General features: G+C 40.3%; 22 protein-coding genes. 7 read left to right on the top strand and 15 right to left on the bottom strand.

Annotated elements, in window-relative coordinates; all coding sequences use genetic code 11:
• The first annotated feature begins 78 nt into the window (after positions 1-78).
• The 4 genes from sspO to yneK all read left to right on the top strand — a co-directional run bounded on the left by sspO (position 79) and on the right by yneK (position 1,536).
• Entirely contained in the window at positions 79-225 is a 147-nt protein-coding gene (sspO, locus tag M1M80_RS09870) for an acid-soluble spore protein SspO (protein ID WP_003221239.1), read from the top strand.
• 30 nt (positions 226-255) lie between these two features.
• A complete protein-coding gene (locus M1M80_RS09865) occupies positions 256-402 on the top strand; it encodes a small acid-soluble spore protein P (RefSeq protein ID WP_003221237.1) in 147 nt (48 codons plus the stop codon).
• Positions 403-482: 80 nt separating this feature from the next.
• Positions 483-875, top strand: a complete 393-nt coding sequence (gene cotM / locus M1M80_RS09860; protein WP_080429015.1) for an outer spore coat protein CotM — start codon at positions 483-485, stop codon at positions 873-875.
• Between the two features lie 232 nt (positions 876-1,107).
• Positions 1,108-1,536: a DynA interaction protein YneK gene (yneK, locus tag M1M80_RS09855; protein WP_003238189.1), complete on the top strand. Its 429-nt coding sequence runs from the start codon at positions 1,108-1,110 to the stop codon at positions 1,534-1,536.
• A gap of 30 nt (positions 1,537-1,566) precedes the next feature.
• Here the strand turns inward: yneK and M1M80_RS09850 are convergent, their stop codons facing one another.
• From M1M80_RS09850 to ccdA, 3 genes are all read right to left on the bottom strand, one after another.
• Entirely contained in the window at positions 1,567-2,058 is a 492-nt protein-coding gene (locus M1M80_RS09850) for a CcdC family protein (RefSeq protein ID WP_080010815.1), read from the bottom strand.
• 78 nt (positions 2,059-2,136) lie between these two features.
• Positions 2,137-2,499, bottom strand: coding sequence for a response regulator (locus M1M80_RS09845; protein WP_003238192.1), 363 nt, complete (start codon positions 2,497-2,499; stop codon positions 2,137-2,139).
• Between the two features lie 88 nt (positions 2,500-2,587).
• Positions 2,588-3,295 carry a cytochrome c-type biogenesis protein CcdA gene (gene ccdA / locus M1M80_RS09840; RefSeq protein WP_003238193.1) on the bottom strand — a complete coding sequence of 236 codons (708 nt, stop codon included), beginning with the start codon at positions 3,293-3,295 and terminating at the stop codon, positions 2,588-2,590.
• Between the two features lie 219 nt (positions 3,296-3,514).
• Here ccdA and ynzD point away from each other — a divergent pair, with 219 nt between their 5' ends.
• Positions 3,515-3,688 carry an aspartyl-phosphate phosphatase YnzD gene (gene ynzD, locus M1M80_RS09835; RefSeq protein WP_080429100.1) on the top strand — a complete coding sequence of 58 codons (174 nt, stop codon included), beginning with the start codon at positions 3,515-3,517 and terminating at the stop codon, positions 3,686-3,688.
• Positions 3,689-3,761: 73 nt separating this feature from the next.
• On the opposite strand, the gene M1M80_RS09830 is transcribed toward ynzD, so the two are convergent.
• The 6 genes from M1M80_RS09830 to yneA all read right to left on the bottom strand — a co-directional run bounded on the left by M1M80_RS09830 (position 3,762) and on the right by yneA (position 8,123).
• Positions 3,762-3,980, bottom strand: a complete 219-nt coding sequence (locus tag M1M80_RS09830) for a YneF family protein (RefSeq protein ID WP_003221221.1) — start codon at positions 3,978-3,980, stop codon at positions 3,762-3,764.
• Positions 3,981-4,065: 85 nt separating this feature from the next.
• Positions 4,066-4,512, bottom strand: a complete 447-nt coding sequence (gene sirA / locus M1M80_RS09825) for a sporulation inhibitor of replication protein SirA (RefSeq protein WP_003238200.1) — start codon at positions 4,510-4,512, stop codon at positions 4,066-4,068.
• 152 nt (positions 4,513-4,664) lie between these two features.
• On the bottom strand, positions 4,665-6,668 hold the full coding sequence (gene tkt, locus M1M80_RS09820; protein ID WP_003238201.1) for a transketolase: 2,004 nt from the start codon (positions 6,666-6,668) through the stop codon (positions 4,665-4,667).
• A gap of 168 nt (positions 6,669-6,836) precedes the next feature.
• Positions 6,837-7,070: a DUF896 domain-containing protein gene (locus M1M80_RS09815; protein WP_003231595.1), complete on the bottom strand. Its 234-nt coding sequence runs from the start codon at positions 7,068-7,070 to the stop codon at positions 6,837-6,839.
• Between the two features lie 63 nt (positions 7,071-7,133).
• Positions 7,134-7,787 (bottom strand): YneB family resolvase-like protein, encoded by a 654-nt coding sequence (locus tag M1M80_RS09810; RefSeq protein WP_003238203.1) that lies wholly within the window; start codon positions 7,785-7,787, stop codon positions 7,134-7,136.
• Positions 7,788-7,805: 18 nt separating this feature from the next.
• On the bottom strand, positions 7,806-8,123 hold the full coding sequence (yneA, locus tag M1M80_RS09805; protein WP_080010814.1) for a cell division suppressor protein YneA: 318 nt from the start codon (positions 8,121-8,123) through the stop codon (positions 7,806-7,808).
• Positions 8,124-8,272: 149 nt separating this feature from the next.
• Here yneA and lexA point away from each other — a divergent pair, with 149 nt between their 5' ends.
• On the top strand, positions 8,273-8,890 hold the full coding sequence (lexA, locus tag M1M80_RS09800; RefSeq protein ID WP_003238209.1) for a transcriptional repressor LexA: 618 nt from the start codon (positions 8,273-8,275) through the stop codon (positions 8,888-8,890).
• Positions 8,891-9,277: 387 nt separating this feature from the next.
• Here the strand turns inward: lexA and M1M80_RS09795 are convergent, their stop codons facing one another.
• The gene (locus M1M80_RS09795; protein WP_248596966.1) at positions 9,278-9,712 is read right to left on the bottom strand and encodes a hypothetical protein; all 435 of its coding nucleotides are present in this window, start codon (positions 9,710-9,712) and stop codon (positions 9,278-9,280) included.
• A 70-nt stretch (positions 9,713-9,782) separates the two neighbouring features.
• Positions 9,783-10,205, bottom strand: coding sequence for a FosM family fosfomycin resistance protein (gene fosM / locus M1M80_RS09790; protein ID WP_060398708.1), 423 nt, complete (start codon positions 10,203-10,205; stop codon positions 9,783-9,785).
• Between the two features lie 177 nt (positions 10,206-10,382).
• Between fosM and M1M80_RS09785 the strand changes: the two genes are divergently transcribed.
• The gene (locus M1M80_RS09785; protein ID WP_060398707.1) at positions 10,383-10,835 is read left to right on the top strand and encodes a YndM family protein; all 453 of its coding nucleotides are present in this window, start codon (positions 10,383-10,385) and stop codon (positions 10,833-10,835) included.
• A gap of 26 nt (positions 10,836-10,861) precedes the next feature.
• On the opposite strand, the gene M1M80_RS09780 is transcribed toward M1M80_RS09785, so the two are convergent.
• The 4 genes from M1M80_RS09780 to M1M80_RS09765 all read right to left on the bottom strand — a co-directional run bounded on the left by M1M80_RS09780 (position 10,862) and on the right by M1M80_RS09765 (position 14,513).
• Positions 10,862-11,620, bottom strand: coding sequence for a poly-gamma-glutamate hydrolase family protein (locus M1M80_RS09780; protein ID WP_060398706.1), 759 nt, complete (start codon positions 11,618-11,620; stop codon positions 10,862-10,864).
• Between the two features lie 230 nt (positions 11,621-11,850).
• Positions 11,851-12,165 (bottom strand): hypothetical protein, encoded by a 315-nt coding sequence (locus M1M80_RS09775; RefSeq protein WP_029316837.1) that lies wholly within the window; start codon positions 12,163-12,165, stop codon positions 11,851-11,853.
• A gap of 90 nt (positions 12,166-12,255) precedes the next feature.
• Entirely contained in the window at positions 12,256-13,899 is a 1,644-nt protein-coding gene (locus tag M1M80_RS09770) for a YndJ family protein (RefSeq protein WP_060398705.1), read from the bottom strand.
• Positions 13,893-14,513, bottom strand: coding sequence for a DUF4166 domain-containing protein (locus tag M1M80_RS09765; protein WP_060398704.1), 621 nt, complete (start codon positions 14,511-14,513; stop codon positions 13,893-13,895). Before M1M80_RS09765 ends, M1M80_RS09770 begins: the two co-directional genes overlap by 7 nt.
• Positions 14,514-14,517 lie beyond the last annotated feature (4 nt).

The raw sequence follows: 14,517 nt of genomic DNA, 5'->3' as shown, positions 1-14,517 counted from the left end.
TGTACCGGTAATTATTACTGTTTATGCTCTCTCATATAACGCAACAAAAGGAGCCATATTATGATTGAGGTGATAATGATGGTCAAAAGAAAAGCGAATCACGTAATTAACGGAATGAATGACGCGAAAAGCCAAGGCAAAGGCGCAGGCTACGTCGAAAACGACCAGCTTGTACTGACTGAAGCTGAACGCCAAAATAATAAAAAAAGAAAAACCAATCAATAACACCGGACTCTTTTAAGGAGGTTCTATTTTATGACCAATAAAAATACAAGTAAAGATATGCATAAAAACGCCCCTAAAGGGCACAATCCGGGTCAGCCGGAGCCTCTCAGCGGAAGCAAAAAAGTGAAGAACCGAAACCACACAAGACAGAAGCACAACTCAAGCCATGATATGTAAGAAAAGCAGACCTTAGTGTCTGTTTTTTTATGCGTTCACCCATTTCCGATCCTCCGCATATGATGTAAAGCAAGGTTGATATGTGGAGGAATGCTTCCATGACCCATTCAAAACGTAATGATGCTAATGATTTCGATGGTATGGATGAATGGCTTCGGCAATTTTTTGAAGACCCCTTCGCCTGGTACGACGAAACATTGCCTATTGATTTATATGAAACAAGTCAGCAGTATATTATTGAAGCGGATCTGACTTTTTTAAAGCCGACACAAGTAACGGTTACCCTGTCTGGATGCGATTTCATCTTAACGGTCAAATCGTCAGGACAGACTATTGAAAAACAAATGATGCTTCCTTTTTATTTAAATGACAAAACCATTCAAACCGAATGTGAAAATCAAATACTCACAGTTGCCGTCAATAAAGAAACAGAAGATGGTTCTTCTTTTTCTCTTCAATTTCCTCTCAGCTAACATAAAAAGTCACTTTCATCCCCTATTATGAAAGTGACTTTTTTTCCGTCCATTTATCGTCAAATACCCTCTAGTGACTCTCCCATGGCCAAATAGCAGATTCACTATACAATAGAATATGATCTACTATCTCTTTTGACTAGACGTCTATCACTTTTTTCTATTCTTTTTTTACTGTGTTCTTCTAATCTCTCTTCGTATACAATATGGTTAGAATAAGGGGGAATGATTGATGCTGGAAGGCTGGTTTTTGTGGTTTATTCTGTTTTGGGTGATCATGATGGTTGTCTTATTATCAATCGGCGGTTTTTTTATGTTTCGAAAATTTCTAAAGCGTTTACCAAAAGAAGACGGCAGGTCAGAGCTTGATTGGCAGGATTACTATATCAAAAACAGCAGGCACTTGTGGAGCGATGAAAACAAACAATTTCTGAATGAATTGGTATCTCCGGTTCCGGAGCTGTTCAGAGATGCAGCAAAAGCCAAAATCGCAGGTAAAATCGGTGAGCTTGCATTAAAAGAAAAGGTATCAAAGATTGATCAGCAACTGATGATCAGAGGGTATATTCTCGCAACTCCTAAAAGAGACCATACCTTCTTAAAAAGGCATCTGCGAGACAAAAAAATCGATCTCGAACCTTATCAAGCCCTTCTTAAATAAAAAACCTTTCCTGACAGGAGGAAAGGTTTTTTAATTCATTTGAATATTAGCTGACTGCAGCTCGTTATGAAGTTTTCGGTATGATAAATACATGGCGATTCTCCACGGTACAATCATACCGAAAGCCAGAATCCAAAACATTCCGCTCAGTGCGCCGTAGTCAATCGATGTGCTTAAGATCGATTTCATCACGATTCTGATCACTAAAAGACCGACTAATATAAATACAAATGCTTTAGAGCGTTTCATGTAAATTTCATTATTTTTAATTTCAAACTTAGAAGTTTTGATGAGAAAAATAGAGAAAATCACGCCTAAAGTGATCGCTTCTAAAAACTCTGCACCAGTTACCCAAAATACCGGAAATAAAAACATTAACGCTCCCGTACTCATAAAAATCGGCGGAAGAATGATTTTTTTCGGTGAAACGGGCTTGTCAGAGGACTTAATTCTGACCACCATTACAGCTACAGCCATTAACACAGCAATAATCGATGAAACTATAATCATCATACTTATCATTCCTTTGTTTCTCGGAGTGTTGATACTATATACTATACTCCAAAACAATAAAAAAAACCATTTTGAAAAGAAATGACTTTAATGTCCCATAACACGGCTAACAGCTTCTAACACTTTTGTTTCCTCGAACGGCTTAACAATAAAGTCCTTTGCTCCCAGCTCAATCGCTTCAGATACAATTCTTTGCTGGCGCATGGCAGTGCACATGATGACCTTCGCCTTAGGATCAAAGGTTAAGATATCACGAAGAGCCTTAATACCGTTTTTCACTGGCATTGTAATATCCATTGTCACAATGTCCGGCCGCAGTTTTTTATACAGGTCAGCTGCTTGCTCTCCGTCCGCCGCTTCGCCTGCGATTATATAATTTGCCTCTTCCAAGATCTCTCTGATTTTCACCCTCATGAACTTGGCGTCGTCTACAACTAAAACTCTTGTCATATTCCCCTCCAAAAATCGATTTCCACAGATAATAGTCTTATTGTACCAAAAACAAAAGGATTAGTAGTAGTACGAAAGTAATTTAACGTCAAAAACCAGTAAATCCTCCAAACAGATCAGACAGCAAAATAATAATCAGGCTCATCCAATCAAAGAATAACAGCACGCCAATCACAATCATCAAAACGCCGCCTGCTTTCATGATTAAAAGCTGGTTCTTTCTTATCCACTTCAGCTTTGTGATAAAAAAAGACAATAAAAGAAACGGAACAGCAAAACCGAGTACATATAACATCATGTACGGCACCGCTGAGCCTGGATTTGTGCTTGCAAGTGTGATAACAGCCGCTAATATCGGACCGGTACAGGGCGTCCATCCCGCCGCAAATGCCATTCCGATTAAGACGGAACCTAAAAACCCGCTTGGTTTGTGCTTAAAATGGATTCTGCGTTCTTTCATGATCGCCTCTGGCCGGAACACGCCAAGCGTAATGAAACCGAACAAAATAATAAGCAACGCGCCAATTTGCCGAATCGCATCGTGATAATCCCTAAATAGGCTGCCAATAAAAGATGTTCCATAGCCTAAAGCGATAAAAATGACAGAAAAGCCAAGCAAAAAACACAAAGTATGAAACAAGCTTCTTTTCTGCAGCAGCAGTTTTTCTGTTTTCACATCATCCATGCTGACCCCTGTAATATATGACAAGAAAGCTGGGTAAAGCGGCAGGCAGCAAGGTGAAATAAAGGATAGAAATCCCGCTCCAAATGTCAAAAAATAATTCACGTCTCCCATGTCATCATCCCCTCATGATTTGACATTCCTTCAAGTTATGACAAAATCATTTCATTTTTTTAACACTTTCACTTGAAGGATTTCTATTTTTAGAAAAAACTTATATAATTTAATTTGACATTGAGATATTGTACTCCTTCTCATTTGAAAATTAGTATAAATATGGATATAATATAAACATTCACTTTGAAGATCTAATGTATGAAAGGATACATCCCTGTGATTAGAGAGCATCTATTAAATGAAATCGAAAAAAAAAGAGCAGAGCTGCTGCAAATTGTCATGGCGAACGGAATGACATCTCATACTACGATAGAGCTCAGTCAGGAGCTTGACCATCTTCTCATACAATATCAAAAGCAGCGCCTTCGAGCAGTAGCGGGTGATGATTGATTGCAAAATAAAAAACCCGTATAAGGGTTTTTTATTTTATAACCATGTTTCTCTATATCATAATCTTTACGTATTATTTCGTTTGATTATTCATGGCTTTCATCATTTGATTGATTTTCTTTTGAGAAGGTTTCATTCCCATTTGCATCATCATCATGCGTAACATTTGTTCATTAATAGGCGGATTCTTTTTAAGGTAGCTCATCATATATTTACGAGCAATAAAAAACCCGAGTGCAACACCTATGAGCAATGCAACAACGCCCACTAGGATGCCAACCCATAAAGTCATTTTATTTCCTCCTTCATGTTGTCTAGTTTAAAGTGTACTAAACCAAAAGCTATTATACAACATTTACATCTCTTTTTCTTCGGTTTTAGACAAAATTTCTTTCTTTCACCGGATTTAGCCATCCATAACGCTTCGAATTGAAATCCATTGCTAGAAAGCAAGGGCTTACTTTTCTCAACACTTCAAAGAAAATCGTTTCTGCCTCGTAATCCCCCGAAGCTACAATTTCTATCATGTGCTCCTTCATCATAAACGTCGCATGGCCTTTGGCTTTCGGCAAAGCTAATCTATAAATATAATCCAGCTGCCTGTAATCCGCATTGTTTAAATTCATTTTTAACCGCTGATGCATATGTAAAATCGGGATTGGCTGTGTAATATATTGAATCTGTTTCTCTGTCATTTCATACTGCTGCTTTGTCAGGCTTGTCCAATGATAGTCTTGAAACAGCTCAAACATAACCGATTCCCGCCCGAAATAGTGATTGGCAAATTCCTCTTTTATCAGGTACGTATAGTAGTGACGTTCCATCTTTTCATCCCCTTTTGCGGCAGCATTTCATTTGCTCTCTATTATACAAAAGAAGAAAAGAAAGAATTGTCTATTACTGTTAAACAGCCAATACTATTTTTGTCGGATAAACAAGAAAAAGAGGATGATTTGACTCATCCTCTTTGAAAGGCTTACTTATTAAGTAATGCTTTAACTCGATTCACTACGTTTGGAACTGAGAAGCCGTATTCGTTGATGATGGTTTCGCCAGGAGCAGATGCACCGAATCGGTCTATGCCAAGCACATCTCCTTCAAGCCCTGTGTATTTGCCCCAGCCAAATGATGCACCCATTTCAATCGCAAGGCGTTTTTTCACATCTGCAGGGAGGACAGTGTTTTTGTATTCATCAGATTGTTTCTCGAAACGGTCCATTGAAGGCATGCTGACAACAGAAACATCGATATTCTCTTTTGCCAGTTCAGCCTGCGCTTCAATCGCAAGACCTACTTCAGAGCCTGAAGCGATGAGAAGAGCGTCAGGTGTTTCGTTTTTAGATTTAGATACGACATATGCACCTTTTTCTACTCCCGCCAACGCTTCTTCAGCTGTTTGGTCGATCGTAGGAAGGTTTTGGCGTGTCAATACCAGCGCTGTTGGCTGATCAGTGCTTTGCACTGCAAGCTTCCATGCTGCCGCTGTCTCATTGCCGTCTGCAGGACGGATCAAGGAAAGATTAGGCATCGCACGGAGTGAAGCAAGCTGTTCAACAGGCTCGTGCGTCGGGCCGTCTTCACCTACCGCAATACTGTCATGTGTGAAGACATATGTGACAGGAAGACCCATTAATGCTGCAAGGCGAATCGCTGGACGCAAGTAATCAGAGAAGACAAAGAAAGTTCCGCCGAATACACGAAGTCCGCCATGAAGCGCCATGCCATTTAAGGCTGCACCCATCGCAAATTCACGAACACCAAACCAGAAGTTTTTGCCTGAGTAATCAACCGCTGTAAAATCACCGGCATTTTTAATTGTCGTTTTGTTTGATCCCGCTAGGTCAGCAGAACCTCCGACAAAGAAAGGAATTTTTTTCGCAAGTCCGTTGAGAACTTCACCGGAAGATGCACGGGATGCCAGGCTGCTTCCTTTTTCATAAACAGGAACCTCTTGATCCCAGTCCTTCGGAAGCTCTCCTTTGATTGCCAGCTCAAGCTGTTCAGCAAGTTCAGGATAAACTTCTTTATATTTAGCGAATTGGGCATTCCATTCCTGTTCTTTTTTCTCGCCTGATTCTTTAACCGCTGCAGCGAAATGCTCATATACTTCTGACGGAACGTAGAAATCCTCTTCATACGTCCACGCGTAAGCTTCTTTTGTTAACTTGCTTTCCTCTTTACCAAGCGGCGCACCGTGAACACCGGATGTGCCGGCACGGTTAGGTGAACCAAAACCGATTGTCGTTTTCACTTCAATTAATGTAGGTTTCTTTTCATTTTGGCGTGCTTTTTCAATAGCCGCTGTTAATTCTTCAATGTTGTTTCCATCCTCAACATAAAGAACTTCCCAATTCATGGCCTCAAAACGCTGTTTCACGTTTTCAGAGAATGAACGGTCAAGATCTCCATCGAGAGAGATGTCATTAGAATCGTATAATACGATCAGACGGCCAAGCTGAAGATGGCCTGCGAGTGAAGCGGCTTCAGAAGAAATACCTTCCATTAAATCACCATCACCGCAAATACTGTATGTATAATGATCGACTACGTTAAATGAATCACGGTTGTAAGTTTCCGCTAAATGGCGTTCAGCAATAGCCATTCCGACCGCCATGGCAATTCCTTGGCCAAGCGGACCTGTTGTTGCATCAACACCGGCAGTATGTCCAAATTCCGGGTGTCCAGGTGTTTTGCTGCCCCATTGGCGGAATCCCTTAAGATCTTCGATGCTAAGATCAAACCCGCTTAAATGAAGCATGCTGTATAAAAGTGCTGATCCGTGTCCAGCAGATAAAACAAAACGGTCACGGTTAAACCAGCCAGGGTTTGCCGGACTTACGTTCATAAATTTTGTCCACAGTGTGTATGCCATTGGAGCGGTCCCCATTGGCATCCCTGGGTGACCAGAATTTGCTTTTTCAATAGCGTCTATTGACAGTGTGCGAATGGTAGCAACTGATTTCTTTTCAATTGTATCCATAAAAATCCCCTTCCTTATGTGTTGTACCCTTACATCATAAATGTCTGACGACTTTTTCTCAACTGTTTCAGCTTAAATTTGAGAGAAACTTGTTGAATTTTGTCACATAAAAGTTTTGCTTATAGTATATACAAAAGAGGAATACGATATTTCCGTATTCCTCTTATATTAGTGAAGTTTGTTATTTCTTTGTTCTCTTTTTAGTTTTTCTGGTGTAACATCATTGCCTTCTGGGTCAATGATTTTCACACTTTTTAAAGTGTTTTTCATAGAAGAGCGAAACCCTTTCAGGTACTCTTGACGGAGCTTTTGCTGTTCGGCTTTTTCTTCTTCTGTAATAACGCCAGCTTTGGCTTTGGCAGCAAGTTCATTAATTCTTGCAATTTTTGCGTTTGAAATCATGTTAAACTCCTTTATTGCATTTTGTCTATATAGTACTAGATCAAAAAGAGTTTTACAACTGATTCACTCGGCTGTCTCTTCATTCTCTATGTATTCCTGAAACCGCCGGTGGACGGTCGCTTTAGACACATCATAGCCAAACCCTCTTAGCGTAGCCGCGATTTCTGCGAACGTCAGTTTATTCGCTCTTAGGCGGACGATCTCTGAGATTGGTACCTCTATTCTTTCTTTTCCGCTGTTTTCATGTTGGTTTTTCAGGTTTTTTTGCGGTTTAAACCCGTTTTTTACTGCACGCTTCATTCCCCGCTTGATTTTCATGTTGTGAATTTTCCGCTGGTACTCTTCCACAATGCTGACGATCTCCAGCACCATCGAGTCAGCCTCCGATAACTCCAGTTCACCTCTGTGAGCTGTTGTATAGACTTTCACACCTTCTCTGTAGATACAATGAAGCAGTGCGATTTTTGCATTTCCCCGTCCAAGCCTAGTCTCATCCTGAACCAAAATAACATCAATTCCCGAATTCTTGATCTCATCAAGCAGCTCAAATACACCGTCCCGGTCCATTTCATATCCGCTGGCTTTTTCAGAAATCACTTTGACGACTTCCAGGCCGTTCTCGGCTGCAATCGCTGTAAGCTCCTCCTCCTGCCGCTTTAATGAAGTCTCCTGCTGTTCTTTATTTGTACTTACGCGGGCATAAATGAGTGCTTTCATTTTTTCTATCTATCCTCTCTATCTTACAGTTGCCAATTCATATGCATCCTGATGCTTCTTTTTCAACGGAATCACCAATTCATCTCCCGGCTGGATATCAGACGTCTGAAGATGATTGTTATCAGCTACCCATTCAATAAATTCACTTTTGTTTATCTTTTTTTTATCTGCTACCTGATCAGCAATTGACCATAATGTATCGCCTTGCTGAACTTCTATTTTAACATACTGATTAAGCTCCTGGCCGCTGCTTGTATATGACAGCAAAAGGATAACCGCGCTCAAAATCACTGTGAACAGACCGACAAAAATAATAGATTCTTTACTCATGATCATAACCTCCAACAGGAATGTTTGTTCGCCTTTTTATAATTTCAGTATATACGAACACACGTTTCTGTCAATTGTTTTTTCGAACCTATGTTTGTACTGTAAGGAAAATCATGCTATAATCTTCTTAAAATCGACGTTTTGAGGTGCAAAAAATGACGAAGCTATCAAAAAGGCAACTTGATATCCTCCGTTTTATTAAAGCAGAGGTTAAATCAAAAGGATATCCGCCTTCCGTGAGAGAGATCGGAGAGGCTGTCGGGCTTGCTTCCAGTTCAACTGTCCACGGTCACTTGGCCCGTTTGGAAACAAAAGGGCTGATCAGACGGGATCCGACAAAACCAAGAGCTATAGAAATTCTTGATGAAGAAGTAGACATTCCGCAAAGCCAGGTCGTTAATGTGCCGGTCATCGGGAAAGTCACGGCGGGATCTCCTATTACAGCAGTAGAAAATATTGAAGAATATTTTCCGCTTCCAGACCGAATGGTTCCCCCTGACGAGCATGTGTTTATGCTGGAGATTATGGGAGACAGTATGATTGACGCTGGTATTCTCGATAAGGATTATGTCATCGTTAAACAGCAAAACACAGCGAACAACGGGGAAATTGTAGTTGCGATGACAGAAGATGATGAAGCTACGGTAAAACGTTTCTATAAAGAGGATACTCACATTCGCTTACAGCCTGAAAACCCAACGATGGAACCTATCATCTTGCAGAATGTCAGCATTCTAGGGAAAGTGATTGGCGTGTTCAGAACCGTCCATTAATCTATTGATCTATCAGAAGCATAAAACAACCCCCTCTTCCTTTATGGAGAGGGGGTTTATTGTTCAAAAAAAGCAGGCCCGCCCTAACTTTTAGGTGCGAGCCTGAATAGGAGGAAAAAGAACATCATGTTTACACCATAATTATCCACCAAAAGATTGTTGAAGTCAAGAAATTTTCTTTCCTTTAGGAAACTTTTATGAATGTTGTCTGTTTAAAACATTAGACGTTATCTTCTTAAAAACGTTTCATTTTCTGAGGTCGTGGAATGATAAGGCTTTATGTTCATTTAAGGAGCGCGACAACTGAATTTTATGAAAATTTAGTACATAGTTTAGTTAGTTCAACATATACTAAAAAACAGCTCACTTCCTTAATCGTCGTGAGCTTTAATCAAAATGAAAATATTCTATACCATAACTGCCCTTTACCCGAACACTTGTGCAGTATTCTGAATGCTCTTCGGCAAATATACGGTATCGATGAAATGGGTCAATAGAAACCTTATCCTGAGCTCTAAAATCTAACCAGCTGCCGCTGAATTGCTTCGTGCTCAGCGTAGTATAATCCCCCGTAAGCCCCAGCCGCTGAAGTCTAATCTCAACTGAGCAAGTATTGGCCCCCAAGATCGTAAACTGATAGCCTAAAAAATAGTCGATCGCCGGAACATCACTAATATTTTCCAAAACAAAAGATTTTGTACTGTCATTTAAAATAAAGTCTGTTTTGTGCTCAAAATCTAAAGCTGTCGCATGGGTACTGCCAATGCAAAAAAAACACATCAAAACTGCCGATAAGGCCAAGATTTTTATTTTCAACTTCATCCCCCCTTCACCATATTTTTACCATACATGAGATTTATGTATATGTTCTGTGTGATATCTCGAGTGTGTTTTAATCATAAAATTCCATATGCGTTTTTTCCTGTTTATAATAACGAAGCCTATCTTGAAGGGTTCCGGTATGAAATTCAAATTTGTGGCCGTCAGGGTCGGTAAAATAAATCGATTTTCGATCGCGTTCATCTCGTTCTCTGCCAGGCAGAATATTGGCTTGAAGCCTTTTTAATTTTGCTGACATTTCCTCAAACTCCCGCTCTTCAATGGTAAAAGCAATATGGGTATAAGACGCCTTAATGTCATTTCTCGGAATGTCAGGTTCTTCATTAAGTGCAAGCCAGATGCCATTTAAATCAAAATATGCTGTTGTTCTCCCCTTTACCAGCAGCTTGGCACCAAACACATTTTGATAAAAATCAATCGATGTATCCAGATGAGAAACTGAAAATAACAAGTGATTGATTCCTTTTATCTCCACAAATCATTCCTCCTCGAAAGCTGATCATCCATATGTACGTTCTTTTACCAAGAAAGTTCCATACAGCCAGAAAAAAATACCAGTGTAAACAAAATCGGTTTGTTCAAAATAATGACTGTAACAAACATGGCCTTACTTGCTAGGAGTTTCCTCAAAAATAACAATTTAGGTGGTCAAATGAAACATATCATTGCACTTGCTTCAAAGATTGCTTTCACTCTCGCCCTTTTATATGTAATTTTGGACAGAGTCTATCACGCGCCATTTTTAAGCGTGCTGTTTATTGCATTTTTCTTAGGTTTTGTATCATACCTTTCCGGTGACATGATCGTTCTTCCGAGAACAAACAATATTACAGCTTCATTGGCTGACTTTGGACTTTCATTCGTTATTCTTTGGGTCTTTGTTTTAACTCAAACAAGAAACGATTTCCCACCGTTTGCAGCCGCTCTTCTTTCCGCTGCCTGTCTTACTGTTTTTGAATACTTTTTTCATCGGTATTTGCTGGAAAATGTGCTGGATGAAACCTTTCGAAATGAACTGACAGCCAAGGATAACACTCTGCAATATCAAACAGAAGCCGCAGATGAGCTGTTTCCTGACGTTACGAATGAGAAGCATGAGGAATAGGAGGCTGCCTTGTCGCCTCCTATTTTTCAGTAGTTACTTTTTAAAAAACTGGATATCACTTCTGTAAAATCATAAAACCTCTCATTTTGGGTAACAGATCTGCTTTCTAAGGAAAAAATGCCGAACAAAGATTTTCTAAAACCTGTGCTCATTTCTAGCTGGATGCTCAGGCCTGTTTTTGATTTGTTTGCAATGTTATTCGGACTTATGCCTGCATGCGGATGGTCCGTACTGAGCAATACAGCAGGAAAACCTGCATTTTTTAGCTTCTCAACTAAATCTGCCGCTCTTACGCGATCTGTACCGCCGACTTCGATCTGCTGATCTTCTTCTGCATATCCGTGCAATGAAATGATATATTCATGACTTCCCGTCATCTTCAGGGCCCGTGGCTCATCAAAATGCGTGCTCGTAATATGCAGCACTGAGTTTCCTGACGATTTCAAGCCTTCAAATAAATACATCGAGTACTCTTTGCTGAGCTCTCTCGCTATTTCACTTGTCCCGCCTTCAATACCTCCTCCATGAATGGCTAAAACAAGGACAGGGCTGCCGGTTTCCTTCGTAACAATGCCGTAATCAGAAGGATCTTCATTGTTTTTTAATTCCTCAAAATTCTGATATACATCTTCAGCATATATTGAAGAAATCGGAGTGAACACCACAAAAATAAACAATATTTTTACAATTTTAAGAGTTGATGGAAAACATTTGGCTATGTTACAATCAACATGCTTCAAGGAATGGAGCAAACGGCGGAGCAGGGATACTTTGGCCGGTTTCATCTACTCCGCCTCTAAATCCAAATAAACAGGATGTCGGTTTCTTTGAGGCTTTAGCACGAATTCTCTCATCCTCCTTGTTAAATTTTTGTTAAATTCACAATATTATATACCATTAGCCCGGGCGCTGTTCTTCTCATTTCTGAATTTATGAAAAGTAAGTTGGCACCACCTTTTTCCCAATTCCCATATCAAACAGAAAAAAACACACCTGCCCTTTGGCCTGTGCGTTTTTACCTTCTTTTCATTCTTCTTTTCTTTGCTTTATTCAGTTTCATGATGTTTTTTTCAATTTTTCTTATTTTTCGCCTTTGCGGGATTGTTTTCACTTCACGATAAACAGCGATAAACCCGCTTAATGTCACTGCTGCGATGTAAAGGACACGGTGTTTGATAAACCGGTCAGCGCGTCCATGAACATCCGCCTCTTTTTCCAGCCTTTCGATCACATCTTTATCAAACAGCTGATCGACATACAGTTGTTTCATTCCCACTGCAAATCCCGCAGCCAGCCAAAGAATCAGAAAACTACTGATAAAAAACATCATAATATCCTTCCTTTCCCGTCTAGATGCGCAGAATGGGAATGTGGCTGATTGAATCGTCAAACAGCTTTCAGCCGAAGCCTCTTCTTTATGTTAGGTTCTTTCATTTGGGCGGGCAATATGTGTAATGCTGTAATGAACAGTTAGAAATTTTATTCCAAACAGCCACATGTGATGAATGGCGGTTAATCTGTTGTCATGCGCAGCTTCTATCAGAAAGGTTTCAGATAAAGGCAGCGGACAAGTTCCCGCTCTGGTTTGCAGATAAATCCCCTCATCTCCAGCTCCGCTTTTTCTACGCCTGCTCGTCAAAACCAGCTTCTCCTGATGATGATAAGGCTTTAAAATACCTGTCATGCTGCTGAACGGAAGCGGGAGGGAGATGTTCATATACCCTTCTCCATTTGAACGATACACTGAATATAGAGCGGTAAAAATGGTTTCGTTTTTCTCATTTGTTCTGATCCAGGCACGCACTTTGTTTCTTCCGTCTTTTTTCGAATTGACACCCTTTATCGTGCTGTACATCCTATACCAGTCTGGGTTCGTCGACAGATGTATTTGGCCGGTTCTTCTGCTGAACCATTCGTAAACAATTGCAAACGGCCGAAACCATGTGCTCCACGTCACTTTTGCCTTTACATCATAATCAATGGTTTGTTCATAAAACGATAGAATGAACGGCGCCAGATTTTCGGGTGAAAAATCTTTTGAACGAAGGCTTCCCATATCATCCACAAGTCCTCTGTATTGAGCGTTATTTTCAGCTTGAATGTTAGCTAAAAAGTCTTTTCCAATCCTTCTTTTTCCGTAGATACGGCTGAATGTCTTTACGCTGTCTGCATCAAAAGGCTTCGTAGCTTCTATTCTCCATCCAATGAGAGCGGGCAATATAACAGCAAACGCGTTGACAAAACCGTGAATCCAAATCATCTGATTGATGGTCAGTGTAACCTCTTGCCGAAATACACCAAATGAATAAACCATCGAGAAAGTGATCGTTATCATTAAAACGGCCGAAGAAAGCCGAATAAGAATTTTACCCGTCTTGCTGCGAAAAGCTGTGGTGAACACCAAAAAAGCGTGAAGATAAAGGGTCGCCATATAGATGCCAACCGCAATGACATCAAGTGTTTTTGAATATGTGATGCCAAGCGCGATAAGAAGGGGCGAAAATAAAATTACCCATGTTATCCACCTGTACAACATCCGCTTTTTTCTGGTGATCCTCCCGAGCAAGCCGTTAAAGATTGGAATCAGAAAAGCTGAATAGTGAAAGTGGACAGCAGTCAGCAAAATGATGAGAGGGCCAAATTGCATTATCTTCAAATGTGCAGCATAAGCAAAAAACCAAAACCCTCCGCCCGCCAAATAGATAAGCCCGAACAAAACTGATGTCTCTTCAATTCTATGTATCTTTGTTTCCCAAAGGCGAAGGATTCCATAAAATGCAAGAAAAATTGTGTACATCCACCAGATCAGAGCGAAACCTCCGATGTCTGTCACAAGAGCCAGTACCGCAAAGAAAGCGGCTGCCGGATAGTACTTTATTAACCCAGATTCTAGAGATTGAGCAGCCCGGAGCAGCGATTGATGAAAGACAAAAGGAAAAATTCCCGGTACAAAATAAAGAATGGATAGCAAAACAAGTGTCTCTGCCACTGATATATGGGGTGCTTCCGCTGCAAAAAATCCTATAAAGCAAAGCGTACTGATCATGCCATTTCGTTTTAGCATGATTCTCTCTCTTCTTCCTGAAACGTTCCTTTATAAAAGAAAAGAATACCGAGAATTGTATTTTGTACATGCACTTGAATGGTGAAGCAATTCTTGCTTTCGTCAAACGTTTCGCAAACAACTGATGTACCCGTCAGCCATTTTGGCAGCGGTATTCTTTTTCCGCATAGCAATAGCCATTGCTTTCCCGATGTAATCGTAAGAGAGCCATCAGGAGATGCCTCGAACGCTAAAACAGACAGCAGAAGATGAGGTTTGCCGAAGAAATCAAGTATTCTATCTTCTTTTTCGTCGTATACCATGATCGCGTCAAAGAAACGTTTATTGCCTTTAAAGTAAAATGTACGATTCCATTCTATCCCGATATGATCCCGATTCATAAGACAAGTTCTATTTTGTATCGTAAAAGGGATGTCTTTGCCTCTTTCTGAAAAGAAGCACCTGAAAAAAACACCCAGCTTTAACAGCATTCTGACCAGAAAAGAGCCTCCGCTTATCTCTGACATCGTTCCTGTCCCGCTGAATGTATGAGATTCGTCTAACTGATAGCGTTTTTGCAGCTTGGGATGCAGCAAATGATAGTTAATGATCGTTTTTTCATAAATCGAACTCACAATG

The organism is Bacillus inaquosorum (assembly GCF_023238325.1).
GTDB lineage: Bacteria > Bacillota > Bacilli > Bacillales > Bacillaceae > Bacillus > Bacillus inaquosorum.
This window is presented reverse-complemented; position numbering and strand designations above follow the sequence as displayed.

Coding starts and splice junctions, on each gene's coding strand:
- M1M80_RS09795 (WP_248596966.1), bottom strand. CDS start 9,712: ATGAAGTTGAAAATAAAAATCTTGGCCTTATCGGCAGTTTTGATGTGT.
- ccdA (WP_003238193.1), bottom strand. CDS start 3,295: ATGGGAGACGTGAATTATTTTTTGACATTTGGAGCGGGATTTCTATCC.
- M1M80_RS09810 (WP_003238203.1), bottom strand. CDS start 7,787: ATGAAAGCACTCATTTATGCCCGCGTAAGTACAAATAAAGAACAGCAG.
- cotM (WP_080429015.1), top strand. CDS start 483: ATGTGGAGGAATGCTTCCATGACCCATTCAAAACGTAATGATGCTAAT.
- yneA (WP_080010814.1), bottom strand. CDS start 8,123: ATGATCATGAGTAAAGAATCTATTATTTTTGTCGGTCTGTTCACAGTG.
- M1M80_RS09830 (WP_003221221.1), bottom strand. CDS start 3,980: ATGACTTTATGGGTTGGCATCCTAGTGGGCGTTGTTGCATTGCTCATA.
- M1M80_RS09780 (WP_060398706.1), bottom strand. CDS start 11,620: ATGAAACCGGCCAAAGTATCCCTGCTCCGCCGTTTGCTCCATTCCTTG.
- M1M80_RS09770 (WP_060398705.1), bottom strand. CDS start 13,899: ATGCTAAAACGAAATGGCATGATCAGTACGCTTTGCTTTATAGGATTT.
- M1M80_RS09785 (WP_060398707.1), top strand. CDS start 10,383: ATGAAACATATCATTGCACTTGCTTCAAAGATTGCTTTCACTCTCGCC.
- M1M80_RS09815 (WP_003231595.1), bottom strand. CDS start 7,070: ATGATTTCAAACGCAAAAATTGCAAGAATTAATGAACTTGCTGCCAAA.
- sirA (WP_003238200.1), bottom strand. CDS start 4,512: ATGGAACGTCACTACTATACGTACCTGATAAAAGAGGAATTTGCCAAT.
- sspO (WP_003221239.1), top strand. CDS start 79: ATGGTCAAAAGAAAAGCGAATCACGTAATTAACGGAATGAATGACGCG.
- yneK (WP_003238189.1), top strand. CDS start 1,108: ATGCTGGAAGGCTGGTTTTTGTGGTTTATTCTGTTTTGGGTGATCATG.
- lexA (WP_003238209.1), top strand. CDS start 8,273: ATGACGAAGCTATCAAAAAGGCAACTTGATATCCTCCGTTTTATTAAA.
- tkt (WP_003238201.1), bottom strand. CDS start 6,668: ATGGATACAATTGAAAAGAAATCAGTTGCTACCATTCGCACACTGTCA.
- M1M80_RS09865 (WP_003221237.1), top strand. CDS start 256: ATGACCAATAAAAATACAAGTAAAGATATGCATAAAAACGCCCCTAAA.
- M1M80_RS09845 (WP_003238192.1), bottom strand. CDS start 2,499: ATGACAAGAGTTTTAGTTGTAGACGACGCCAAGTTCATGAGGGTGAAA.
- M1M80_RS09850 (WP_080010815.1), bottom strand. CDS start 2,058: ATGATAAGTATGATGATTATAGTTTCATCGATTATTGCTGTGTTAATG.
- M1M80_RS09775 (WP_029316837.1), bottom strand. CDS start 12,165: ATGATGTTTTTTATCAGTAGTTTTCTGATTCTTTGGCTGGCTGCGGGA.